Source organism: Campylobacter concisus (assembly GCF_902460665.1).
GTDB lineage: Bacteria > Campylobacterota > Campylobacteria > Campylobacterales > Campylobacteraceae > Campylobacter_A > Campylobacter_A concisus_AL.
This window is the reverse complement of sequence record NZ_CABPUR010000003.1, coordinates 50,908-73,528: the sequence shown is the minus strand read 5'-3', so window position 1 is coordinate 73,528 and position 22,621 is coordinate 50,908. Positions and strand designations below refer to the sequence as shown.

Genomic DNA, 22,621 nt, shown 5'->3' with positions numbered 1-22,621 from the left:
CCTTTTAATAGTTTTCATTTAAAATTTTCGCCAGCGTCTCTTTATCTACGCTCTCGTATGCTAGCAGATATGAGCTTATCTTTGCGATTTGCTCATTTGTGCCTTTTAAAAAGGATGTGATCTCCTCTTTTGCTTGTTTTAAAATTTCTTCTACATCGTTTGGATTTGGCACAAAAGAGCTTCCCATACCATATTCATAAACCATCTTTGAAGCGATCTCTTTGGCTAAATTTAGATCACTACTTGAGTTTGAAAAGATGTCGTTTTCATCTATCTCAAGCTTGCACATGCCAGCGATGAGCACCTTGATACGAGATATCATCTGCGACTTTGACTCGATCTCTTGCTCTGTGGCCATGAATCTATCTTCTATAAGAGAAATTTTTTCAAATTTTACATCAAACCAGTAAGCACTTAGCGCCTTTGCTCCTTGATAGATGGCTTGAATTTTCTTCTCGTTTTCGCTATAGCTTAGCACCTTTTTTTTACCGAGCAAGACCTTGTTTAAAACAGCCTCAAAGTCCCTCATCTTAAGCACGCTCTCGCCGTTTCTTAGGGCATTTATCGCAGCTTCATTTACAAGCGTACTGAGTGCCGCACCTGAAAAGCCAACGCTCATTTTGGCGATATCCTCAGCCGCCACTTCGCAGTTTTTATCTTTTAGATATGTGTTTAAGATCGCTACTCTGTCGTTAAAATCAGGCATAGAAAGAAAAATTCTCCTATCAAAACGCCCTGATCTAAGCAGTGCCTCGTCGATCATCTCGATCCTATTTGTTGCGGCTATCACTATGACACCTGAGTTATCTTCAAAGCCATCCATCTCAGTTAGTAGCTGATTTAGCGTGGCTTCTCGCTCGTCGTTTCTAGTCCCACCCCTACTCTTACCAACGGCGTCTATCTCGTCGATAAAGATGATTGAGGGCGCATAGGACTTGGCTCTACTAAAAAGCTCTCGTACTCTCTTTGCGCCCATGCCGACATAAATTTGCACAAAGCTTGCACCGTTTTGATAAAAGAATGGCACATTTGCTTCGCCAGCAACTGCCTTTGCTACAAGCGTCTTGCCAACGCCTGGAGGGCCTATCATTAGCACGCCTTTTGGCATTTTGATACCAAAATTTCTATATTTTTGTGGATTTTTAAGAAAATCAACTATCTCGCTAAGCTCGCTTTTGACCTCACTAATGCCTGCCACATCGCTAAATCTCACATTTGAGATGACTGGCATAGTGTTTTGATTTAGCACGCTTTCTATCTCAAATGCGCCATCTTTTTTGCTAAGCAAGCTCTCCTCTTTTTTCCTGATACTTCTAAAGATATAAGCATACCAAAGCACGAAGCAGACAAAGATGATAAATCCCCAGATCATGCCAGGAGTGATGTATTGCTTAGTCTTTTCAACAGGTACTTTTTTAATAAGTTCTTTTAGATCGATACCCTCTTTTATGATTGAAAAAAGATTGTTTTGTGCATAAAGCACAACTTCATCGTCATCGATTACAGCGCGGTCTATAAAATTTCCATCCATTAGCTGCATATATTGCGAATATGTGATATTTCGTGGCTCTTTGCTAACAGCAAATAACAGCACACTGATTAATGCGACAGCTGCGATTATTAGGATATTTTTCTTATTAAATTTAAATTTTTGCATAATTGGCATCTGGCTTAACTTCATATTCGCTTACCTCCACCCACTCTTTTGTTATATCTTTTTGGCTTAAAATTTTAGCTTTGTTGTAAAACTGATCAAAACCTTCGTAAAACTCACCATTTTTTTGCTCGACTAAAATTTTCAAAGCTCCGTTATGTTTTTTTCTAAAATTTTCATTATTTTGTAAAGCTATGCCTTGTAAAATTTTTAGCCTACTTTTTGCCACATCACCGCTAACATCGCTTTTTAGTGTAGCTGAGTGCGTATCACGCCTTGGCGAATAGACAAAAGCATGCAGATGTGTGATAGGAAATTTCTTAAAATTTTCCACAGCCTCTGTCCATATCTCCTCACTCTCACCAGGATGACCCACGATGTAGTCTGTGCCAAGGGCAAAGCCAAGTGAGCTAAGCTCATTAAAAAGCTCCAAATCGCTAAATGCATTATTTCGTCTTCGCATGATCTTTAACATCGCCTGACTCGTGTGTTGAAGTGCGATGTGCAAATGACGCTCCAGCCACTCTTCTTTTAAAATTTCTCTAAAGCTCTCATCTATCTGGCTTGGCTCAATACTTCCAAGTCTAATGCGCCTTATGCCAGAAATTTTACCTAAGTTTGCCAAAAGCTTACCAAGAGAGCTATTTGTATCTTTGCCGTAACTGCCTATATTTGTGCCGGTTAAGACAAGCTCATTATAGCCGTTTTGGGCTAAAATTCTTGCCTCTTTTAATATCATGGACTCATCCATGCTTCTAGCCTTGCCGCGGACCGAAGGGATGATGCAGTAGCTGCAGCTAAAGTTGCAGCCTTCTTGAATTTTTATAAAAGCCTTTGTGTGATTTTCATAATTTGTAACTATATTTTTATCGACTGAGTTTAAATTTCCAAGCTCAAAAAATGGCTTTTCTTGCTTTAAAAGTTCATTTAGATCGCTCTTTTTACTAGCTCCAAGCACACCAAATATACCGCTATTAAAAAGCTCTTTGCCCTTGCTAACCGCTCCACATCCGGTCAGCACTACCTTTGCCCCACGCCTTTTTACGCCATTTATGTAGTTTCTGACACCACTATCAGCAGAATTTGTAACAGTGCACGAGTTTATGACCACAATATCAGCGCTCTCTTCATCATTCGTGATCTCGTAGTCCTTGATGTAGCTTTTTAAAAGCTCAGTATCATAGATATTTGTGCGACATCCAAATGTTTTAAAAAATATCTTTTGCATTAAGAATTTTCACTCTCTTGCTCGCTGTGAGTGGTGTGATCGCTTGGATTTTCTTTTTTGCCTATAAACATAGTTTGTGTTGGATAAGCGATCTTTATATCATCTTGAGCTAAAAATGCTTCTATTATCTCAGCGCTAATAGTACTTCTAAGAGCCAAAGTCGCATAAGAATTTGCCATATACCAGCATGAGACATTTATACCATAAGGCTCAAAAAATGTATAAATTCTTGGCTCGACGTTTGGATTTTTGATGCTGTATTGACTTCTTAGTTTATTCATCTGGCGTTTTGCGATATCGGTATAGCCTTTTGAGTATTTTTTAACGACATTTCTTGCTAGATAGACGGCTTTTTTATGGTTACTATCAAAACTTATCATGATATCTATACCATCCCAAACGGTCTTCATACCATAATGAGCATAGTTTGCGATGAGGTCGGTAAAGATATAGTTATTTGGCACAAAGATAATTCTACCTGCACGGCGGTTTGTCTTATAAGTCGAGTAGCTAACATCCTCAAAAACAGTCAGCCTAAGTAAAGAGATATCGATCACATCGCCCACAAATTCACTACCATCATGAAGCACTCTGATCCTGTCACCCACATGTATAGAGCCGCCAAACATGATCACCATCCAGCCAAGCATACTCATAAACATATCTTTCATCGCAATGGCGATACCAGCTGAAGCAAAACCTAGCACGGTTACTAGATATGTGACGTTTTCGATATACGAAAAAAGTAAGATTATAATGATAACAGTGATATTTAAAACGTTTAAAAATTTATTGACCGTGTAAAATCTCTCATTGTCAGTAATCGTTCTTTTAACGATAAATTTAGCGATAAATGTTAGTCCGATCGTCAAAAGAATGATGATAGCTGTATAGCCCATACTTAAAAACTGAGCTTTTATATCAGAGGTTGTTAAATTTATAGCCTCATCAGCTCTTTTTTCATAGACATTATAAGTTGTATCAGCGATCTGTTTTGCCGCTTTAAAGTCGCCTATTTCTTGTTTTACCAAGTTTAGGCTTTCCCTATTTTGTTCATTTTCTTCTATCAAATTTAGTCTATTTAGTAAATTCTCTTTTGTTTCAAGCTTTTCTAAAAGCGTATCAAGCTCTTTTATATGCCTTTGGTACTCTATCTTATCGCTCTTTATCTTTTTGATATACGAAAAGCCAGATATAAGTGCAACGGGACTTGTTATCCTTGGTGGAGTATCCATTTCAGGAGCTGCTAGCATATTTGAAAATGGCGTTTTTTCATACTCTTTTAGTAAATTTATCTGCTCTTTTAGAGTTTGGATTCTCTTTATGATATCGCTGCCTCTTCTTGAGCTTTTGTCTAGCTTTTTTAGTTCATTTTCATTTTTTTCAAGCTCATCAATAAGTCTTTGATAAGTGTTATAGTTAGCATACCTTGTGATCCAGATATTGTTTTTTAGGGAGTTATCTAGATTTGAAATATCTTTTATAAGCTCGTTATTTTGTAAATTTTGCGAGCCATTTTGCTCAAGCGTAACGTTCTCCTCAGCGTAAAGGGTAAAGCAAAAAAGTATTAAAACTAGGATCTTTTTCATTTAAATTCTCTTAAAATTTTTAAAACGTCTTCTTTTTTGACGTCATTTTTTATGATCGCACTGCCGATTTTATCTGCAATGATGAAATTTATCTTATCACCTTTTGTCTTTTTATCCATAAAAAATGCCTCGTAAAATGCATATTCATTTTCTATTTTGTAGTTTACTGGAAGGCCAAATTTTACCAAAACCTGCCTGATCTCTTCGGCATCTACCTCGCTCATGAGACCTAGTTTTACGCTTAGGCGATTTGCCATATTCATACCTATCGCCACCGCCTCGCCGTGTAAAAATTCTTTATAATTTGTCTCATTTTCTATAACGTGAGCAAAGGTATGGCCGTAGTTTAGGATAGCTCTTAGCCCTTTTTCTTTCTCATCTTGTTCAACCACCTTTGCTTTTAAAATTACCGACTTTTCAACTAGCTTAGCTAAGCTTTCATCATCTAAATTTACGCTTTTTAGCCAATCAAACATCTCTTTGTCAAAAGTTATCGCCATTTTTAAAGCCTCAGCCACGCCAGCTGCAAATTCTCTCTTTGGCAATGTCTTTAAGAAATTTACCTCACAAAAAACTGCCTTTGGCTGATAAAATGAGCCTATTAAATTTTTGCCAAATTTGTTATTTACACCGGTCTTTCCACCCACGCTCGCATCAACTTGCGCTAAAAGCGTAGTTGGGATATTTATGAAATTTATCCCTCTTTCATAGATGCTCGCCGCAAAGCCAGTCATATCGCTTATGACGCCACCACCAAAGGCGATTAACGTAGATGAGCGATCAAATTTGCTCACAAAAAGCTGCTCTAAAATTTGCTCTACCGTTTCAAGGTTTTTATACTCTTCGCCGTCAGGCACACTTATGATAAATTTCTCATCACACTTCAAAATACTAAGTAGTTTTTTAAGATGAAGCCCCGCTACTTTAGCGTTTGTAACGATGCCAACCTTGCCTTTTAGCTCAAGATTTTCAAGCTCGTTTATATAAATTTTATAGCTTGATGCTTTTTCTTTAAGATTTAAGTTTATCTGCATTTCTACTCACTTACTGGCACAAAAAGCTGTGCATTTTGACTTAGTTTTTTATAAAGCCTATTTAAATTTGTCGATAAAAAGGCAAATGCCCCGCCATTTGCCACGCTTTTAGTAAACATTACAAAATGAAGCAAATCTTTTGTATTTTTTAGTTTTACAAGTGGATTTTTTAGATTGTGATTTTCTATCTTTATGCGCTTAGAAAATAGCGCGCTAATGCTCTCAAAATGCTCTCTTAACGCCTCATCATCGCTGTGTTTATTGTCAAAATAGTAAAATTTCATCTCCAAATCAAGCTGTGCACAGCAGTCAGTTATCACAGCTGATTGATTCTCCACTTCTTGACTTTGATCGCCTAGTATAACGCCCTCTTTTATATTTGAGAGCAAAATTTTACCCGTTTTTAGCACTGGAAGTTTTAGCTCATAAAATAGCTTTTTAAATTTAAAAAAGTATTTATCATCGCTTAAGATTAGGCCGATATCGTGCTTTAACACATCATGTTTTATAGATTTGTTATCGCTATTAAAATAATCCATCAAAACGATGATATTTTTCTCTTTTATCGCTTTTAAAGTATCTAAATTTTCACCTAAAGTTGGATTTATCACTCTAAAAAAAAGGCGTTTATTATTTAGTTTTGAATGCAAATACAAGCTATCCTTTATGAGCTTGCTAACACGTTCTTTATCCATTGAGATCATATCGATCAGCACATAGATATTGCTACCAAATGGACTTGGAAACTGCCCACTTTCACGCTTGATCGAGCGATAAACATTTTGAAGCACATTTGGATCACCAACGATTAGTAATATATCGCTTGGCTGTATCATTACATTTGGCTTTGGCAAGATGATCTCGCTACCTCGATATATGAGAGCTATTCGCCATTTCTTTTGAGCTACTGAGCTGATGTGACGATACATATAAGAGCTACCTATTGGCACCTTAACTTCCATGATCTCGCCCTCACTAAGCCCAATATTATCAGCTAAAACTGGTAGATCTGGTAAATAGTCCATAAGCCTTGATGCTGCAATATCTCTGATATCAACCACGCTTAAGTGTTTATCACTTGCAAATATTTCTTTGCATTTTTCATCAAGCTCCCATGAGCTCATAAAAACAGTCTCGGTCTTTGTGCTGATCTGTCTTAAATTTTCATAAACAGCAACCGCCTCATTTTTATCATCGCAAACTATACAAAACTGACTAAAATAGCCATCGCTTACGCTTTTTAACTTTGAGAGGCTAGTTGGGTCAAACTGGTAAAATGTAAAATTTTCATAATTTGATTTTTGACTGTAATCCTCACTTGAAACAACGATATAGTGATGTAAATTTGATTTTGTTTCAAGTAGTCTATTTAAAAAATTTCTTGCGAAAGTTCCATCTGCGATTATTAAAATTTTCTTCATCAATTCTCCGTATTTTAAAGCTCACATTATAACAAAAGGTCTTTAAAATAAGCTATTTTGGCTATAAATTTAAAATTTACAGCCAAGAAAATTTAAGAGATTATTTCAGAGATTAGCGTATCGATTGCTAAATTTGTAGCCTTATTTATCGTATCAAAAATAGTACTTGAGCTTGGATCTGGACAGAAAATTTCTTTTGTAATCATGCCTGATTTTAGCGAAGTGTTTGCATTAAACAGCTCATAAGCTAGTGAAACTTCGGCCTTGTCGCCTCTTATTTGAAGAGAGATGATGCTAACTTTTAGCCTAAGATCCTTTGCATTTGGCGAAAATATCGGCTTTGCAGCACAGTTTGAATAAAGCCCTTTTACAAGCGATTTATAGACCATTTCGCTTGGCTCAGATACAAATTTAGCGTCGCTTAGGTATCTGATTTTATTATTTTCAGCTACGATCAAAATTTTTCTAGTATCGACCATATCAAGAGCGCTTACATTTTCGATGAAGACATTCTTTAGCTCTTTTTGTTTATTTTCAGCTGAGCAAGCCTTATTTGAATAGTGAATTTCATACATCGTTGCAACTGGCACATCTGTCTTTAGCGAGCAGCCAAGAAATAAAAGCGTAGCCGTTAAAAAGATTAAATTTCTCATTTTTTATCTCCTTTGTCATTTGGCACTGGATTTGTGAAGAAAAACTCGTAAGGATTATCTTCAAGCCTTTGAAGTGCGCCTCTAAATTCGCGAAGCGTCTTGTCAAATCCATTTAAAAAATCACTCGCTTCTCTTAATAACGGCCCAACCGTATTTCTAAGGTCGTATTCGCCATCTTTAGCCTTTTTAGTGATGAGCTCTTGCAGAGAATTATATCCGGTGATAGCCGAATTTGCCGACACAAAAACTTGGTTTGCATTTGAAATTAGTCTGTTTAAATTTTTAACCAATTCTTTTGTATCAGTTTTGTTTAAAGTATCTGTAAAATTTTTCACATTTTTAACGATACTATCAACCTCACTTAGCCCCTCTTCGTCTGTTAAAACTTGTGTAAATTTATCAATATTTTTAAGGACTGACTCTACGTGAGCGATATTTTCAGGTGAAAAAAAGTTATCGACTTTATCAAGTGTTTGATTTATCTTTAAGGTGATATTTTCAGCGTTGTTTCCAAGCTTTGAAAAGAGGCTCTCTTCAAGCTGCAAGATAGGCTTTTGACCTGATGCAAAGTCTTTTGTACCACGGCTTATATTTATACTAGCTACGCCGCTAATAGCCTGAACTTCTATACTTGCCACGCTATCAGCCTTTATCGGCAGATCTTCTCTTATCTTCATCGTGATGTTTATGAGAGCATTTTTGTCATCAACAAAATTTATATCACTAACGCTTCCTGCTGGTACACCGATAAATTTAACCGTAGAATCAACCTTTAGACCGCTTGGCAGCTCGGTTGTGTGAATGTAGTACTCTTTAAAATCAACCTTTGTATTATTTTTACTAGTCATCCACCAGATAAATATCGCAAACGCTGTAAGGCAAGCCATAAAAAACATGCCAACAATGGTATAAGAATTTCTATTTTCCATCTATTTTTTCCTCATTTTAAATAGCTCTTCAAGTGGGTTGTTTTTAAGATATTCAAGTTCTTTTATATTTCCCTCAAAGGCTATTTTTTTGTTATCTATTATCAAAAATCTATCCAAAATATCAAAAATACTATCCGCATCATGCGTCACCATGACGACAGTTACGCCGATGCTATCACGAAGCTCTTTTATGAGCGCGTCCATCTGGCGTGAGCTAACAGGATCAAGGCCACTATTTGGCTCATCTAAAAATAGCACCCTTGGGCTTAGTACTAAGGCTCTTGCTAGCGCAGCACGCTTTTTCATACCGCCACTTAGCTCACTTGGATAAAGCATCGAGACCTCTTTTTTAAGTCCAACTTTTTGTATCCAAAACATCGCTATCTCATCAATCTGACGTTTGTTAAATTTAGAGTACTCATGAAGCAAAACGCCCACATTATCAAGGATCGTCATCGAGCTATAGAGTGCGCCAAATTGAAACATCGTTCCACTTTTTAGCTTTATCTCTTGCTGCTCCTCTTGACTACTTTTCCACATATTGACGCCATCAAAAAATATATCGCCCTCGCTTGGCTTTTTTAGATATATCATCGTCTTCATAAGCGTCGTTTTACCAGCACCACTGCCGCCTAAAAAGCCGTAAATTTCAGCCTCTTTAATGCTCCAGCTTACATTATCGTGCATTATCTTATCGCCATAACTTGTTGTTATGTTTTTTCCAACTATTATCTCGTTCATATCTTTAGCCACATAAAAATTATCGCGAAAAATGCATCAAGCGCAATGACCCAAAATATCGCATTTACAACGCTAACTGTTGTCATTACTCCAAGACTTTGAGCATTTTGACTCACGCCAAATCCTCTCATGCAGCCAATGATCGCAATTACTGCGCCAAAAAATGGAGCCTTTATCATACCAACAGCAAAGTGTCTAAGCTCGACCATCTCGCGAAATCTATTTAGATAGTCGCTAAAGCTGATATCAAGTATCGTTTGGCAAATAATCATCTGCCCTAAGATACTTATAGCGTCAGCTATAAAGATAATGACAGGTACACAAAGCACCATTGCGATGATGCGCGGCAGCACCAAGAAGTTAAATGGCTCAAAACCCATCGTCTTCATCGCATCTATTTCCTCAGTTAGCTTCATAGCGCCAATTTGAGCAGTAAAACTAGAAGCTGACCTACCTGCGATAACGATAGCAGCGATGAGTGGGGCCACCTCTCTAAGCGTTAGCATACCCATGATCTCTACTATAAATATACTTGCTCCAAAGCTTGCAAGCATCGCACTGCCAAGATATGCAAGCACGACACCTATCAAAAAAGCGGTGAGTGAAACGATAAAAACGGCATTTACGCCACCATCTTTTATATAGTTACTAAATTCTCTAAATCTAAGACTGGCTGGATTAAATAAAATTTTTACGCTTTTTATTAAAAATTCGCCCAAGAACGTGCCAAACTCAGCTAAATTCACAAAACCTTCACAGATTTTTTCACCGAGTCGTGAGAAGAAATTTAGACTATTGTGCGGCGGCATGTAGTTAAAATCGATCTTTTCATCATTTAAAAGATCGCCCATTGCCTTTATCTTCTCATCATTTGTAATAATCTCAAATTTCTTACCATTTAGCGCATTTCTTAAAAGTATCAAAACAGCGTAATCAATGATTTTTAGCTCACTAAAATCAAATTTAACATTGCCATTAAGCTTTTGGATTTTTTTAAAAATGCTTTGTAAATTTTTTGCGTCTTTGTAGCTAAACTCACCTATAAATTTTATAGTCTGAGTGCCATTTGTCACTATAAAAATGACATCATTTTTCTTTTGCAAAAAGTTCCTTTGCCTTAAAATTTCTGGATTATATTATAAATTTTGTTAAAATAAAAAATCAAAAATTTTAAGGATTTAGATGAAATTTGAAGTTATAAAAAAAGATGGAAATGCAAGACGTGGTATCCTAACAACTTCCCACAGCGTGATACAAACACCAGTTTTTATGCCAGTTGGCACGGTTGGTGCAGTTAAAAGCCTAGATGCCTTTGATATGAGTGAAATTTTAGACGCAAAGATAATCTTAGCAAACACCTACCACATGTATCTACGCCCTGGTAGCAAGGTCGTGCGCGAGTTTGGCGGACTTCATGGATTTTCTAAATTTGAGCGCTCGTTTTTAACTGATAGCGGTGGATTTCAGGCGTTTTCACTTAGATCAAATACCAAAAACGACGATGGAGGGATAAAATTTAAAAGCCATATCGACGGTAGCACGCACTATTTTACGCCAAGATCCGTCCTTGATACGCAGTACGATCTAGGTAGCGACATCATGATGATACTTGATGATCTAGTCGCCTTACCTGCTGAGCCAAAGAGGATCGATCTAAGCATAAAACGAACGATAAAATGGGCAAAAGAGGCGATTGATTACCATAAATTTATGCAAAGCAAGGGTATTGGCTTAGAGCAAAATATCTTTGGCATCGTTCAAGGAGGTACTGATTATGATGCGCGTAAATTTTGCGCCGAAGCTTTAAATGAGTTGCCATTTGATGGCCTTGCGATAGGAGGTCTTAGCGTTGGCGAGAGTAATGAGGCGATGTATGACACTGTTGAGGCGGTTATGCCATTTATGGATGAGCTAAGACCGCGTTATCTAATGGGCGTTGGCACACCTGAAGATCTCGTGGAAAACGTAGAGCGAGGCGTTGATATGTTTGACTGCGTCATGCCAACGAGAAATGCAAGAAACGGCACACTCTTTACTAGCTTTGGCAAGATAAATATAAAATCAGCGAAATTTATAAACGACCACGCGCCAATCGACCCGCAGTGTCAGTGCTATACCTGCAAACGCTACTCAAGAGGCTATCTAAATCACCTTTTCAAGGCGAGGGAGCTCACATTTTTTAGACTAGCAAGTCTTCACAACCTGCACCACTATCTAAATTTGATGAAAGAGATGAGAGAGGCGATAGAAAGAGGCGAATTTGCCAAATTTAAGAAAAATTTTTATGCTAAAAGGGTAAAAAATGAGCTATAAAAGTTCAGTTTGTGGATATTTTTATGGCGATGAATACGACTATATTTTACTTGTTTCTTTTACGCAAAAGCAAAGCTATAAATTTTTATTTAAAAATGGCAAAATTTACAAAGAAGATTTTGATCACGAATGCGATAAAAACGAGTTTGAAGCGGCTCTTAAAAAACTATGTAATGAATATGCAAACAAAATTTTAGAACATCAAGATGAGCTAAACGAGTATGAAAAAATTTATGCTAGTCGAAAAAACTTTAATCAATTTATCAAAAGACATCACTTTTTAAAATATGAGATTAGAAAATTTCAAAACAAGATATCTCACTTTTATGAGACACTTTCGATTTGCCAAAGTGAGCAACAAAATTTAAAAAAAGAGCTTAAAAATAGTACTCATGAGGCAAATGTTTTTAGAACAATGGCCAATGAATATGCCTGCAGAATCGATGATATTTATACATTTATACAAAGTATAAAAAACGACAAAATCAATCAAAACATTTACATTTTGACAATGATATCAGCTGTAATGCTGCCACTAAATCTGATAACTGGCTTTTTTGGTATGAATACACAAGGCTTACCATTTAATGAAACTAAAAATGCTACCATAATAGTTGTATCAATAATGCTTGGAGTAATTCTTTGTTGTGTTATTTTTTTATTTTGGTATACAAATAAGAAGAAGTAGAAAATAAATAAATTTAGTATATATTTTAAATTTTTATAGCCTAGTGGTAAAAACAATAAAAATAAATAGATTTTTATTAATATTAAAACGATAAAAATATTTAATAGAAAATAGAAATTAGATTTAAAGAAAAGTTGAAAAGTCCTGAATAGGCTTCAGGACAGATGGCAGGGTTATTTTCTAAGTTCGCGGATCTTAGCAGCTTTACCACGAAGATCACGTAGATAGAATAATTTAGCTCTTCTAACACGACCTTTTCTAAGAACTTTTATCTCTTCGATAGAATCACTAAAAATTGGAAAAATTCTCTCAACGCCAACACTATTAGCGCCAATTTTTCTAATGATAAATGTTTCGCCTGTGCCACTACCACGTCTAGCTATACAAATACCTTCAAAATTTTGAATTCTAGTTTTATCGCCTTCGTGAATACGAGTAGCAACACGCAATGTGTCTCCTGCACGAAAGTCAGGAATATTTTTACTAGCAATTTGAGCATTTTCAAATGCTTCAATGTATTTATTTCTCATGTTTTTCCTTATTTATGTGGCTTAAGCTTTTGATATAAATCAGGGCGAAAGAACCTTGTTTTGCAGTGAGCCATCTTATTTTTTAAAGTGTGGATTTTAGCATGGTTACCCTTTAAAAACTCTGAAACCACAAAGATTGATCTAAAATTATCAGGCTTTGTAAAAGATGGGGCTTCAAGTAAATTATCCTCAAAACTCTCCACTTTAAGGCTCATATCGTTTCCTAAAATTCCAGGTATATTTCTTGATATTGCATCACTCATACAAAGCGCAGGAAGCTCTCCGCCAGTTAAAACAAAATCGCCTATGCAAAAAACTTCGTCCGCCCAAAGCTCAACAACTCGTTCATCAAGACCTTCATATCTACTGCAAACAAAACAAATGTGATCTTTTTTAGAAAGCCTCTTTGCATCATTTTGATTAAATTTTTTACCAGCTGGTGTCAAAAATATTACGTGAGTATTTTTATCTTTTGCTTTTAGAAATTTGATCGACTCATCCAAAGGCTGCGGAAACATCAAAAGCCCTGCTCCACCTCCAATCATATAATCATCAACTTTATTATGCTTATCTTTAGTAAAATTTCTTGGATTTATAAAATCAATTTCAATAAATTTATTACCAATTGCACGTTTTAAAATAGAATCACAAAAATAAGGTTTAACTAAATTTTCAAAAAGTGTAATAAACGTAAATTTCATGAATTTTCTAAAATAGCTCTAGCACCTTTTACCAAAATCTCTTCATTGTCTAAATTTACACTTATAATAAAATACTCTAAGTATGGAATGTAAAAATTCTTTGGTTCACCACCCAAGGTAAGCTCTTCGTCTGTTTTTATGTATAAAAGTGAATTTGCAAAATTATCTTGGATATCTTCTACAATACCCAAAATTTCACCATCTTCTATAACTTTTAAGCCAATAATATCAAACTGAAAAAATTCATTTTTTTTTAATTTGCAGTTTTTTCTAGTGAGCTCTTTTGTGGTATATATAGTTCTATTTACAAGTGTTTTAGCAAGATCTAAGTCATCAAAATTTTCAAACAAAACCAGATCTTTTTGTCTATTGTAGTCTTTTATGGTCAGCTGATCATTGTTTTTGTCAAAAAAGATTGCACCTTTTTTAAACTGTTCTGGGAAGTCGCTCTTATTGTGAAGCTTCAAGTAGCCCTTTAAACCAACACATCTTCCGATGGTAGCGACTTCAACAATATCACTATTCAATAGCTTTTACCGTTACTCTATAGCTTGTATTGTCTTTGGCTTTACAACCAATAATAACGGTCTTTATAGCGTTTATCATTTTGCCATCTTTGCCGATAAGTTTTCCCGTATCAACCTTATCAGCACTTATAATTATCTCAGCAAAATTTTCACCAAGTTCCTGACGATCAACACTTACTTTATCAGGAAAATCAGCAATCAACTTGGCGTATTCGTATAAAAAATTTTTAACCATTATTTTGTAATTTGTGCAACTCTATCGCTAAGTTTAGCACCAACGCTTTTCCAGTAATCTAATCTCTCTTTATTAAAATTTATAACATTTGGTTCAACCATAGGGTTGTAATAGCCAATACTTTCTATCCAGCCACTATCACGTCTTTTTCTACTATCTGTAACAACTATACGATAAAAAGGTCTTTTCTTACGTCCCATTCTTGTTAGTCTTACTACTGTTGCCATATTATATTTCTCCTCTTGTTTTAAATAAAGCTTAAATTTAGATAACAAATATCCAAATTTAAACCCTTTTATCAAACAGGTCTTTTTAAATTTGCTTGAGAAAGCATATTTGCAAGTCCTTTTGCTCCACCTTTTCCTGAAAATTTCTTAGCAAGTTTTGAGGCATTTTCAAACTGCTTTAAAAATCGATTTACCTCTATCTGAGAAAGTCCAGAACCAGCCGCTAAACGTCTTTTTCTACTATTGTTTAAAAGTTCAGGATTTTCACGCTCTTTTTGCGTCATCGAGTTTATCATAGCCTTAATATGCAAAATTTCTTTTGAATTGTCAAGATCTATATCTTTTATTTGATTTGCAATATTTGAAAGTCCAGGTATCATTCCCATTAAAGACTTCATGCTACCAAGCTTTTTAACGCTTTCCATTTGATCTAAAAAGTCATTAAAATTAAACTGGCCTTTTTTTATCTTTTGATTTAGGCGTTTTGCCTCTTTTTCATCTATAATAGTCGATGTTTTCTCAACCAAAGTAGCCAAGTCGCCCTCGCCCATTATGCGGCTTACGATACGATCTGGTATAAAGCTCTCGATATCAGCTACTTTCTCGCCAGTACCAACAAATCTAAGTGGGATATTTAGCTGTTTTGCGATACTAATAGCTACGCCACCCTTTGAGTCAGAGTCAAATTTAGAAAGGATAACTCCAGAAATTCCTAAAATTTCATTAAAACTTGTAGCTGTCTTTACGGCGTCTTGACCACTCATGACGTCAGCTACGTAGAAAATTTCATGTGGATTTATCGCATTTTTTACATCTTTTATCTCTTGCATCAACTTCTCATCAATTGCAAGACGACCAGCGGTATCCACTAAAAGCACATCATAAAGGCCGCTTTTTGCTTTTTCTAGCGCTTCTTTTGCTACTTTTATAGGGTTATTTTCATTTTCTATATAAAAAAGATCGATCTCGTTTGCAATGCAGAGCTGTCTTAGCTGCTCAACCGCTGCTAATCTTTGCAAATCACAAGCAGCAACTAAAACTTTTTTCTTTCTTAGTTTTAGATAGTTTGCAAGCTTGATAGTTGTTGTTGTTTTACCACTACCTTGCAAACCAGCCATCAAAACAATGGTCGGCGCAACTGGTGCATAGACAAAGCCTTGATTGCCAGGAGCTGTTAAAATAGTCGTTAAATTTGACTTGATCGCATCTAAGAAATTCTTTTGACCAACGCCAGTTTGCTTTAGTTCGCTTTCGATAGACGTGAGTAGATCTTTAGTGACTTTGTGGTGAACATCAGCTTTTAAAAGAGCTTTTTTGAGCACATCAAGTGCGTTTTTTAGAGCTTTTTCATCATCTATAAAACGTATCTTGCTAACGGCTAATCTAAAAGACTCGCTAATTTGTTCGAACACTAATCACCTTTCTAAGTTGTTATTAAAGGGCGTATATTACTAAATAATTTCTTTATTGCTCTTTAAATTTCAAATTTATTAGATAGCTCAAATCCAAGAGAGTTAAATTCTCTTGGGATCGGCGCTTTAAATTTATAGTTTAAAAGAGCAATAGAATAGGCATGCAAAAACATTCTATTTGCCCTATTTTTGCCGTATTTCTCATCGCCAACGATAGGTAAATTTAAGCTAGCCAAATGCACTCTTATCTGGTGTGTTCTGCCTGTTTTTATGGCAACTTTTACAAGCGTTTTTTTGCCCACAACCATGAGTGGTGAAATTTCGCTGATCGCCTCTTTGCCATCTTTTAATATCTTTGAAAAGGCGCTATTTTTATTTTTTATAGTTAAGATCGGCTCATTTACGACCACTTCCTCGCTCATGATGCCCCTAACTGCAGCCACGTAAATTTTCTCAACCTTCATCTTTTTAAACTCACTTATCGCAAGCGTTGCGAATTCATCATTTTTTACAAGAAGCAGTACGCCACTCGTGTCTTTATCGAGTCTATGAAGGAGTGGAAATTTATAAATTTGACTAATTTTTTCACTAGTTATGGCAGCTGGCTTACTGATTGCTATTAAATTTTCATCTTCAAAAATAATGCTTGGCTTTGGTATCTCTTCGACGCTAAATTTGGTATTTTCACTCATTAGTGCTCGAGCTATCATCACTTTTTGGCCTTTAGCATAGACTAGACCGCTATCTATTAGCTCCTTTGCCTCGTTGTTTGAGATATTTTTTTGTTTGGCTAAAATTTTATACGCTTTTTCTTCGCTCATAAAGTGCTCCTTATATCTTCTATGATCGCATCAGCACTTGCTTGCACGGCGATCTTGCTCTTTTTAGCATCACTATCTATTATGCCACTGATCTCGCTTGCTTTTGCGATATAGATGTTTTCAACTAGGCTAAATAACGCCTTTTGGTTAAATATAAACTCGCCACTTATTATCACTGGGTTAAATTGTGCGCACTCGATTGGATTGTGCCCGCCGATATTTGGCACAAAACTGCCGCCAAGCACGACTACATCGCTAATAGCATAGACATTTACAAGCTCACCTAAAGTGTCAAGCAAATTTACTTTAGCTTCAAATTTATACGTTTGACTAAATTTCGCAAAGCTAAAGTCATGCTTTTTAGCGTAGTCGCCTGCTATCTTCTCAACCTCTGCGAACCTCTCAGGATGGCGTGGTGCGATGATTAAAAAATCATTTTCCTTTAAATTTAAATTTTGCAAAATCATCTCTTCTTCGCCAGCGTGAGTACTTGCCAGCACGATCACTCTAGCTTTTGGCTTTTCATAAATTTTATTCACACTTGGTAAAAACGCAGCTTTTATGTTGCCAACGACCTCTATTTCGCCTTCTCCAAGCGACTTTAACCGCTCTTTATCAAGCTCACTTTGGGTGTAAATCTTATCTATAAATTTAAAAAGATATCTATAAAAAAAACTAAATTTTAAGTAGCTTTTGTAGCTTCTATCTGAAATTCTAGCGTTTACAAGGATCACGCGACTACCTTTTAGCTTCGCCATGAAAACCAGCATAAGCCAAAGCTCAGCCTCAAAAATGACTAAAATTTTGCTCTTTTTTAGCCAAAATGGTAAGAAAATTTCAAATGGCAAAAATCTCGTGTTAGAGCAAATTTTGCTTGCTGCTTCAAAGCCTGTATTTGTCACCACACTTATAGCTTTGCTATCAAATTTTTGCATCAAAGGCTTAAGCGCTTGCACTTCGCCAAATGAGCAAGCGTGAAAATGCACATCTGCATCTTGAAATTTAGGATTATTAAAGAGGAAAAAACGTGCTGGAATTGATCTATGATACTTTTTTTTAAAACTTAAAAAAAATAAAAAGATAGCCCCAAAGAGATAGAGTATTGAGGCCAGAAAATAATATATTATTATCACGAAATGTGTTATTGCTCTTGTTTATATAAAATTCTGCCACAATGCGGACATGTAACGATATCTTCGCCCTTGATAACAGCAGAGAAAGTTTTGTCGTTTATCTGCATAAAACAACCATAACAAGCTTGTTTTTTTACAGGAACAACGGCTGTGTTATGAGCCCATTTTCTAATTTTTTCATAAAATGCGAGAATTTTTTGATTCATAGTGGCGATAAGCTTGTCTTTTTTAGCATAAACTTCTTCACGTTCTTTCCCGATATTTTCAAGTTCAGATGAAGTTTTGCTTTTTATATTTTTTAAATTCTCTTCAAGTTCAGCTTTTTTTGCACCAAGCTCATCTTTTTGACTATTTTTACTATCTATTAGCTTCTCAAGTCTAGCAATCTCTTCATTTGCAGCCTCAAGTTGCTCTTTTGCAATATCTTCTTCAAGACTTAGAGCTTTTATCTCCTTTTCACTTTTTGCACTTGAGCTTTTTTTGGCTACATCTTTTATCTTTGCACTAAACTCGGCAATATGAGCATTTGTGCCTGATTTTTGAGATTTTAGGTCATTTACCTCTTCATCTAGTCTTTCTATATTAACCGTTATGGTTTCGCACTCTTCTTCTATATTTTTATAAGCCTTTTCTATGTCTTGAATGCGTGGTATAAAGCCATCTATTTGTTTATCAAGATCAGATAATTCAACTAATTGTTGTAAGTATTTATTCATAATGTTTCCTTTTTTTGTTAGCAATATGTAAATGGATTTTTAGAATTGCGTATTATAACTTCAATTTTCAGATTTTGCAAATATTTTGCTAAAAAATCACCAAAATAACGTTCACTTTCATAGTGATTTATATCGATTAAATTTAGCCCGTTTTCCTTTGCATAAAGAGCTTGGTGATACTTTAGATCGCCTGTCAAAAAGGTATCTGCTTTGACTTCTTGTATGAGATCTCCGCCACTTCCAGTGCAGATACAAATTTTAAAAATTTCATCTTTTGCATGAACTACTCTTAAATTTTCTAGCCCAAGTTTTTCTTTTACAAATTCACAAAGCTCGCTAAATTTCATCTTCACATCAGCATAGATCAAAAAGCCCTCTTTGTTTGAAATTTCAAGCCCCAAAACCTGCATCACAAATTTTTCATTTAAAAATGCAAGGTCAGCATTTGTGTGAAGCGAGATGAGCGAGATATTTTTTATCATCATCTCCCTTATGAGTGAGCTTGGATAAAGGCTGTAGTCTAGGCTTTTTAGCCCCTTAAAAATGAGCGGATGGTGAGTGATGATGAGCGAATTTGGCAAGACATTTTGCAAAAGTTCGCTATCCAAATCAAGACTTAGATAAATTCGCTCAAATTCGCTATCAAATGAGCCAACTTGAAGGCCACTATTATCCCAAGACTCTTGGCTCGCAAACGGGTAAATTTCATCTAGAATTTTATAAATTTCAGCTATTTTCATAAAATTTTACTTTTGCTCTAGGCTCTCTTTATAAGTTAGCGCACACTCTTTTGCAAGCTCTCGAATTTTTAGGATGTAGTCTTGCCTTTGCGTTACACTAATCGCTCCGCGCGCGTCAAGGACGTTAAATGTGTGAGCCGCAAGCATGCAGTAGTCGTAAGCTGGCAGTGAAATTTTAGCCTCTAAGCAGCGTTTGCACTCGTTAAATGCGTTTTCAAACTGGTTAAAAAGCATATCAACATTTGCTACTTCGAAGTTGTATTTGCTCCACTCATACTCGCCTTGTTTATGCACGTCGGCGTAGGTTACGATGTTGCCATTAGAGTCGTCCCAAACGATGTCATAGACGCTATTTACATCTTGGAGATACATGGCCAAACGCTCAAGTCCGTATGTTATCTCACCAGAGATCAGCTCGCATGCGATGCCGCCCACTTGTTGAAAATACGTAAACTGCGTCACTTCCATGCCATCTAGCCAGACCTCCCAGCCTAGTCCCCAAGCACCTAGCGTCGGGCTCTCCCAGTTATCCTCGACAAAGCGGATGTCGTGATTTTTCAAATTTAACCCAAGCTTTTCAAGACTTTTTAGATAAAGCTCTTGAATATTTTCTGGACTTGGTTTTATGAGTACTTGAAACTGATAATAAGCGCCTAGGCGGTTTGGATTTTCGCCGTATCTGCCATCAGTCGGACGGCGGCTTGGAGCTACGTATGCAGTAGCCCATGGCTTTGGCCCGAGGCTCCTTAAAAAAGTCGCTTGATGATAAGTACCAGCACCAGCAGGCATGTCGTATGGCTGAAGTATAACGCAACCTTGCTCTTGCCAATAGTTTTGAAGGGTTAATATTATTTGTGAAAATGTCATTGCTTTCCTTTTAAAATTTTACTTTACATAGTGTATAACTGCACCAGGTCCTAGCGGTAGATCAAAAATGTACCAAAACGACATTAGCGCTGTCCAAGAAATTAAAAATGCAACCGTATAAGGAAGCATAATAGAAACTACTGATCCGATTTTTAACTCTTTATTGTATTTTTGCATAAAAGCTACTATCAAAACAAAAAATGGCATCAAAGGCGTTATGATATTTGTAGTAGAGTCGCCTATTCTAAAAGCAGCCTGTGTAAGCTCTGGTGAGAGTCCAAGATTCATAAACATTGGTACAAAAATTGGAGCCATCATAGCCCACTTTGCAGAATCAACAGCTATAAATAAATTTATAAAAGCGATCAAGAAAATAAAAACTATAATAAGACTAAGTCCAGTCAATCCGACCTCTTTTAGAAAAATAGAACCTTTTATAGAAAGCACTAGCCCAATATTTGAGGTATTAAAAAGATATGTAAACTGGGCTGCAAAAAATATCAAAACCAAAAATCCTGATAGCTCAGAAATAGATTGTTCCATAAATTTTATGGCGTCATTACTACTTTTTATACTCCTAGCACCTACGCCGTAAGCGACACCTACCACTATAAAAAGTAACATCATAAAAACAACAATAGAATGCATAAAAGTAGATTTCATAAAGCTTTCATTGCCTTTTGCTCCAAATAAAGAACCAGAAGGCAAAATAGCCACAAGCAGTAAAATCACAAAAACGATCAACGCTATTAGTGAAAATTTTAAGCCACGTTTTTGCTCTGCACTTATCTCGCTATGCTCTTTTAGGCTAAAATCACCTAAAAAATCAAATTTGCCAAGCCTAGGCTCTACGATTTTATCCGTTACAAACCAGCCAACAAATACGATCAAAAATGTCGAAGCGATCATAAAGTACCAATTTGCAGTTGCTAACACTACATAATCTGGATTTAACACGCTAGCTGCTTGCATAGAAAATGCTGCAAACATAGGGTCATTTGTACCGATTAATAAATTTGCCGACCAGCCACCGCTAACACCAGCAAAAGCAGCAGCTAATCCAGCAATTGGATGACGACCAAATCCAGCAAATAAAATAGCTCCGAGCGGGATTAGTACAACATAGCCAACCGAGGAAGCAACATTTGACATTACACCAAGGAAAATAACGATTGGAGTTACCCATATTTTGGAAGATTTTAAGGCAATCTTTGTCATAAGTGCTGACAAAAGTCCAGACTTGTCTGCGATACCAATACCTAGAATAATCGCAAAGACTACTCCCAAAGGATAAAAATTAGTAAAATTTTTAAGTACAGATGAAACAAAAGATCTAAGGCTATCAGCAGAAAGCAAATTTATAACATTTGCATTAAGCTGTGATATTTGTCCATCTTTGATAGCCTGATAGCTTACGCCAACGCCCATCTTTTCTAATACAAACGATATTATTATCGTAATAATCGAAAGATATATAAAAAGCATAGTTGGATTTGGCAATTTGTTACCAAAATTTTCGATAAAACTTAAGATTGAACTATTATTTTTTTTATTCATTTTTCTAACCTAAAATGGATATAAAAATTTTTATCTCATCGCTGCCGTAAAACTCAAAATCCGTTTCGTAGGCTCTTTTTAGCTCACTACTTTCAAAATATTTCCAAATTTTACCCCAAAATTTTGCTACGTTTTGCGGCTCTCTTGCAAAACTAAAAACGGCATATTTGCCACTTTTTATCTCTAGAATTTCATCACTTTTGTGGCTTAATCTTGTGCCGATGAAGTTATCGTAATGTCCGTTAAGATCGCTTTCATAGTTGCAGTAAACGCTATAAATTTCACTTTTGCCATCATAGTACTCATTCATAAATTTAGACCATAAAGCTGGAATTTTACTCTTGCCGCCTATCTCATCTTCATTTTTAGTGCGAGTTTTTACTCCGTAAATTTCAAAGCTATCATCTAAATTTATAATCTTCATAAACTACTTTTGTCCGTTAAAATTTTCAACCGCTTGGTTCCACATGAGTTTGTATTTTCGTTTTAGAAATTCAACTTCATCTTGTGAAATTTTAAGCTGTTTTGTAAGCGTCTCGACCGTTTTTCTATCCTCATCATAGAGCTCTTGCATCGAAATAAGCGCCTCTTTTAAAAATTTATTCTCATTTCTTAGGGTTTCAAGCGTCTCATCCTTTGCGTCAAGTACCTTTTCGTGTAAATTTAATATCGTTCCAATCGTCTTTTCAACAAAGCTGATACCATCTTGGCTTTGCGGCTGCAAGGATAAATTTTGCGAAACACTAGGCACCACGCTCATCGTTCCCTCGCTCGCTTCTATCAAAATTTCTCCATTTTCCTCTTTGGTTTTCAAAACGCCACGATTTATCATATCTTCGATAACTTCACGCTCCAAATGCACAAGTTTGCAAAATTCATCAACACCAAGATAGGTCTGCACCGCT

At 35.9% G+C, this 22,621-nt stretch carries 25 protein-coding genes; 2 read left to right on the top strand and 23 right to left on the bottom strand.

All coding sequences use genetic code 11. The features are described 5' to 3' along the window. Window positions 1-4: 4 nt before the first annotated feature. The 9 genes from F3G66_RS07245 to F3G66_RS07205 all read right to left on the bottom strand — a co-directional run bounded on the left by F3G66_RS07245 (window position 5) and on the right by F3G66_RS07205 (window position 10,352). A complete protein-coding gene (locus F3G66_RS07245) occupies window positions 5-1,657 on the bottom strand; it encodes an ATP-dependent metallopeptidase FtsH/Yme1/Tma family protein (protein WP_149707689.1) in 1,653 nt (550 codons plus the stop codon). Further along, entirely contained in the window at window positions 1,644-2,882 is a 1,239-nt protein-coding gene (gene mtaB, locus F3G66_RS07240) for a tRNA (N(6)-L-threonylcarbamoyladenosine(37)-C(2))-methylthiotransferase MtaB (RefSeq protein ID WP_149707645.1), read from the bottom strand. Before mtaB ends, F3G66_RS07245 begins: the two co-directional genes overlap by 14 nt. After that, the gene (locus F3G66_RS07235) at window positions 2,882-4,471 is read right to left on the bottom strand and encodes a mechanosensitive ion channel domain-containing protein (RefSeq protein ID WP_149707644.1); all 1,590 of its coding nucleotides are present in this window, start codon (window positions 4,469-4,471) and stop codon (window positions 2,882-2,884) included. The genes mtaB and F3G66_RS07235 overlap by 1 nt, the downstream gene beginning before the upstream one ends. Beyond that, window positions 4,468-5,505 (bottom strand): 3-dehydroquinate synthase, encoded by a 1,038-nt coding sequence (aroB, locus tag F3G66_RS07230; protein WP_149707643.1) that lies wholly within the window; start codon window positions 5,503-5,505, stop codon window positions 4,468-4,470. The genes F3G66_RS07235 and aroB overlap by 4 nt, the downstream gene beginning before the upstream one ends. A gap of 2 nt (window positions 5,506-5,507) precedes the next feature. Further along, on the bottom strand, window positions 5,508-6,926 hold the full coding sequence (locus F3G66_RS07225; protein ID WP_149707642.1) for a COG3400 family protein: 1,419 nt from the start codon (window positions 6,924-6,926) through the stop codon (window positions 5,508-5,510). Between the two features lie 92 nt (window positions 6,927-7,018). Continuing rightward, the gene (locus F3G66_RS07220; RefSeq protein ID WP_021090524.1) at window positions 7,019-7,579 is read right to left on the bottom strand and encodes an ABC-type transport auxiliary lipoprotein family protein; all 561 of its coding nucleotides are present in this window, start codon (window positions 7,577-7,579) and stop codon (window positions 7,019-7,021) included. Beyond that, window positions 7,576-8,508, bottom strand: a complete 933-nt coding sequence (locus F3G66_RS07215) for an MlaD family protein (protein WP_021090581.1) — start codon at window positions 8,506-8,508, stop codon at window positions 7,576-7,578. Before F3G66_RS07215 ends, F3G66_RS07220 begins: the two co-directional genes overlap by 4 nt. Further along, window positions 8,509-9,249 carry an ABC transporter ATP-binding protein gene (locus F3G66_RS07210; RefSeq protein WP_149707641.1) on the bottom strand — a complete coding sequence of 247 codons (741 nt, stop codon included), beginning with the start codon at window positions 9,247-9,249 and terminating at the stop codon, window positions 8,509-8,511. Then, the gene (locus tag F3G66_RS07205) at window positions 9,246-10,352 is read right to left on the bottom strand and encodes an MlaE family ABC transporter permease (protein ID WP_149707640.1); all 1,107 of its coding nucleotides are present in this window, start codon (window positions 10,350-10,352) and stop codon (window positions 9,246-9,248) included. The genes F3G66_RS07210 and F3G66_RS07205 overlap by 4 nt, the downstream gene beginning before the upstream one ends. Window positions 10,353-10,431: 79 nt before the next feature. Between F3G66_RS07205 and tgt the strand changes: the two genes are divergently transcribed. Together tgt and F3G66_RS07195 are read left to right on the top strand one after the other, a co-directional pair. After that, window positions 10,432-11,562, top strand: a complete 1,131-nt coding sequence (gene tgt, locus F3G66_RS07200; RefSeq protein ID WP_149707639.1) for a tRNA guanosine(34) transglycosylase Tgt — start codon at window positions 10,432-10,434, stop codon at window positions 11,560-11,562. Then, the gene (locus tag F3G66_RS07195) at window positions 11,552-12,250 is read left to right on the top strand and encodes a CorA family divalent cation transporter (RefSeq protein WP_149707638.1); all 699 of its coding nucleotides are present in this window, start codon (window positions 11,552-11,554) and stop codon (window positions 12,248-12,250) included. The genes tgt and F3G66_RS07195 overlap by 11 nt, the downstream gene beginning before the upstream one ends. Before the next feature lie 173 nt (window positions 12,251-12,423). Here the strand turns inward: F3G66_RS07195 and rplS are convergent, their stop codons facing one another. The 14 genes from rplS to F3G66_RS07125 form a co-directional block, all read right to left on the bottom strand. Next, complete coding sequence (gene rplS / locus F3G66_RS07190) at window positions 12,424-12,780, bottom strand: 50S ribosomal protein L19 (protein WP_021090978.1); 357 nt, start codon at window positions 12,778-12,780, stop codon at window positions 12,424-12,426. A gap of 8 nt (window positions 12,781-12,788) precedes the next feature. Further along, entirely contained in the window at window positions 12,789-13,481 is a 693-nt protein-coding gene (gene trmD / locus F3G66_RS07185) for a tRNA (guanosine(37)-N1)-methyltransferase TrmD (protein WP_149707637.1), read from the bottom strand. Then, a complete protein-coding gene (gene rimM, locus F3G66_RS07180) occupies window positions 13,478-14,008 on the bottom strand; it encodes a ribosome maturation factor RimM (RefSeq protein ID WP_149707636.1) in 531 nt (176 codons plus the stop codon). Before rimM ends, trmD begins: the two co-directional genes overlap by 4 nt. Then, window positions 14,001-14,243, bottom strand: coding sequence for a KH domain-containing protein (locus F3G66_RS07175; protein ID WP_072594183.1), 243 nt, complete (start codon window positions 14,241-14,243; stop codon window positions 14,001-14,003). The genes rimM and F3G66_RS07175 overlap by 8 nt, the downstream gene beginning before the upstream one ends. Next, the gene (rpsP, locus tag F3G66_RS07170) at window positions 14,243-14,470 is read right to left on the bottom strand and encodes a 30S ribosomal protein S16 (protein WP_009293992.1); all 228 of its coding nucleotides are present in this window, start codon (window positions 14,468-14,470) and stop codon (window positions 14,243-14,245) included. Before rpsP ends, F3G66_RS07175 begins: the two co-directional genes overlap by 1 nt. A 71-nt stretch (window positions 14,471-14,541) precedes the next feature. After that, window positions 14,542-15,882: a signal recognition particle protein gene (ffh, locus tag F3G66_RS07165; protein ID WP_149707635.1), complete on the bottom strand. Its 1,341-nt coding sequence runs from the start codon at window positions 15,880-15,882 to the stop codon at window positions 14,542-14,544. Window positions 15,883-15,944: 62 nt separating this feature from the next. Beyond that, window positions 15,945-16,703 carry an RluA family pseudouridine synthase gene (locus F3G66_RS07160; RefSeq protein ID WP_149707634.1) on the bottom strand — a complete coding sequence of 253 codons (759 nt, stop codon included), beginning with the start codon at window positions 16,701-16,703 and terminating at the stop codon, window positions 15,945-15,947. Next, window positions 16,700-17,836 (bottom strand): lipid IV(A) 3-deoxy-D-manno-octulosonic acid transferase, encoded by a 1,137-nt coding sequence (gene waaA / locus F3G66_RS07155; protein ID WP_149707633.1) that lies wholly within the window; start codon window positions 17,834-17,836, stop codon window positions 16,700-16,702. The genes F3G66_RS07160 and waaA overlap by 4 nt, the downstream gene beginning before the upstream one ends. Before the next feature lie 8 nt (window positions 17,837-17,844). Then, window positions 17,845-18,552: a zinc ribbon domain-containing protein gene (locus F3G66_RS07150; protein WP_054196578.1), complete on the bottom strand. Its 708-nt coding sequence runs from the start codon at window positions 18,550-18,552 to the stop codon at window positions 17,845-17,847. Between the two features lie 17 nt (window positions 18,553-18,569). Next, entirely contained in the window at window positions 18,570-19,292 is a 723-nt protein-coding gene (locus F3G66_RS07145; protein ID WP_149707632.1) for a Nif3-like dinuclear metal center hexameric protein, read from the bottom strand. A gap of 6 nt (window positions 19,293-19,298) precedes the next feature. After that, window positions 19,299-20,159: a glycine--tRNA ligase subunit alpha gene (gene glyQ, locus F3G66_RS07140; protein ID WP_149707631.1), complete on the bottom strand. Its 861-nt coding sequence runs from the start codon at window positions 20,157-20,159 to the stop codon at window positions 19,299-19,301. 18 nt (window positions 20,160-20,177) lie between these two features. After that, window positions 20,178-21,716: an AbgT family transporter gene (locus F3G66_RS07135; RefSeq protein ID WP_149707630.1), complete on the bottom strand. Its 1,539-nt coding sequence runs from the start codon at window positions 21,714-21,716 to the stop codon at window positions 20,178-20,180. 4 nt (window positions 21,717-21,720) lie between these two features. Beyond that, the gene (locus F3G66_RS07130; RefSeq protein ID WP_149707629.1) at window positions 21,721-22,140 is read right to left on the bottom strand and encodes a GyrI-like domain-containing protein; all 420 of its coding nucleotides are present in this window, start codon (window positions 22,138-22,140) and stop codon (window positions 21,721-21,723) included. Window positions 22,141-22,143: 3 nt separating this feature from the next. Continuing rightward, window positions 22,144-22,617, bottom strand: a complete 474-nt coding sequence (locus tag F3G66_RS07125) for a DUF3972 domain-containing protein (RefSeq protein ID WP_084108020.1) — start codon at window positions 22,615-22,617, stop codon at window positions 22,144-22,146. Window positions 22,618-22,621 lie beyond the last annotated feature (4 nt).

What these genes read in the sequence shown, in the direction of transcription:
- F3G66_RS07160 (WP_149707634.1), bottom strand. Translation starts at nt 16,703, where the DNA reads ATGAGCGAAGAAAAAGCGTATAAAATTTTAGCCAAACAAAAAAATATC.
- F3G66_RS07145 (WP_149707632.1), bottom strand. Translation starts at nt 19,292, where the DNA reads ATGAAAATAGCTGAAATTTATAAAATTCTAGATGAAATTTACCCGTTT.
- aroB (WP_149707643.1), bottom strand. Translation starts at nt 5,505, where the DNA reads ATGCAGATAAACTTAAATCTTAAAGAAAAAGCATCAAGCTATAAAATT.
- mtaB (WP_149707645.1), bottom strand. Translation starts at nt 2,882, where the DNA reads ATGCAAAAGATATTTTTTAAAACATTTGGATGTCGCACAAATATCTAT.
- F3G66_RS07210 (WP_149707641.1), bottom strand. Translation starts at nt 9,249, where the DNA reads ATGAACGAGATAATAGTTGGAAAAAACATAACAACAAGTTATGGCGAT.
- F3G66_RS07225 (WP_149707642.1), bottom strand. Translation starts at nt 6,926, where the DNA reads ATGAAGAAAATTTTAATAATCGCAGATGGAACTTTCGCAAGAAATTTT.
- F3G66_RS07135 (WP_149707630.1), bottom strand. Translation starts at nt 21,716, where the DNA reads ATGAATAAAAAAAATAATAGTTCAATCTTAAGTTTTATCGAAAATTTT.
- F3G66_RS07235 (WP_149707644.1), bottom strand. Translation starts at nt 4,471, where the DNA reads ATGAAAAAGATCCTAGTTTTAATACTTTTTTGCTTTACCCTTTACGCT.
- glyQ (WP_149707631.1), bottom strand. Translation starts at nt 20,159, where the DNA reads ATGACATTTTCACAAATAATATTAACCCTTCAAAACTATTGGCAAGAG.
- F3G66_RS07245 (WP_149707689.1), bottom strand. Translation starts at nt 1,657, where the DNA reads ATGCAAAAATTTAAATTTAATAAGAAAAATATCCTAATAATCGCAGCT.
- F3G66_RS07195 (WP_149707638.1), top strand. Translation starts at nt 11,552, where the DNA reads ATGAGCTATAAAAGTTCAGTTTGTGGATATTTTTATGGCGATGAATAC.
- trmD (WP_149707637.1), bottom strand. Translation starts at nt 13,481, where the DNA reads ATGAAATTTACGTTTATTACACTTTTTGAAAATTTAGTTAAACCTTAT.
- F3G66_RS07215 (WP_021090581.1), bottom strand. Translation starts at nt 8,508, where the DNA reads ATGGAAAATAGAAATTCTTATACCATTGTTGGCATGTTTTTTATGGCT.
- F3G66_RS07130 (WP_149707629.1), bottom strand. Translation starts at nt 22,140, where the DNA reads ATGAAGATTATAAATTTAGATGATAGCTTTGAAATTTACGGAGTAAAA.
- F3G66_RS07150 (WP_054196578.1), bottom strand. Translation starts at nt 18,552, where the DNA reads ATGAATAAATACTTACAACAATTAGTTGAATTATCTGATCTTGATAAA.
- F3G66_RS07175 (WP_072594183.1), bottom strand. Translation starts at nt 14,243, where the DNA reads ATGGTTAAAAATTTTTTATACGAATACGCCAAGTTGATTGCTGATTTT.
- rplS (WP_021090978.1), bottom strand. Translation starts at nt 12,780, where the DNA reads ATGAGAAATAAATACATTGAAGCATTTGAAAATGCTCAAATTGCTAGT.
- F3G66_RS07220 (WP_021090524.1), bottom strand. Translation starts at nt 7,579, where the DNA reads ATGAGAAATTTAATCTTTTTAACGGCTACGCTTTTATTTCTTGGCTGC.
- rpsP (WP_009293992.1), bottom strand. Translation starts at nt 14,470, where the DNA reads ATGGCAACAGTAGTAAGACTAACAAGAATGGGACGTAAGAAAAGACCT.
- tgt (WP_149707639.1), top strand. Translation starts at nt 10,432, where the DNA reads ATGAAATTTGAAGTTATAAAAAAAGATGGAAATGCAAGACGTGGTATC.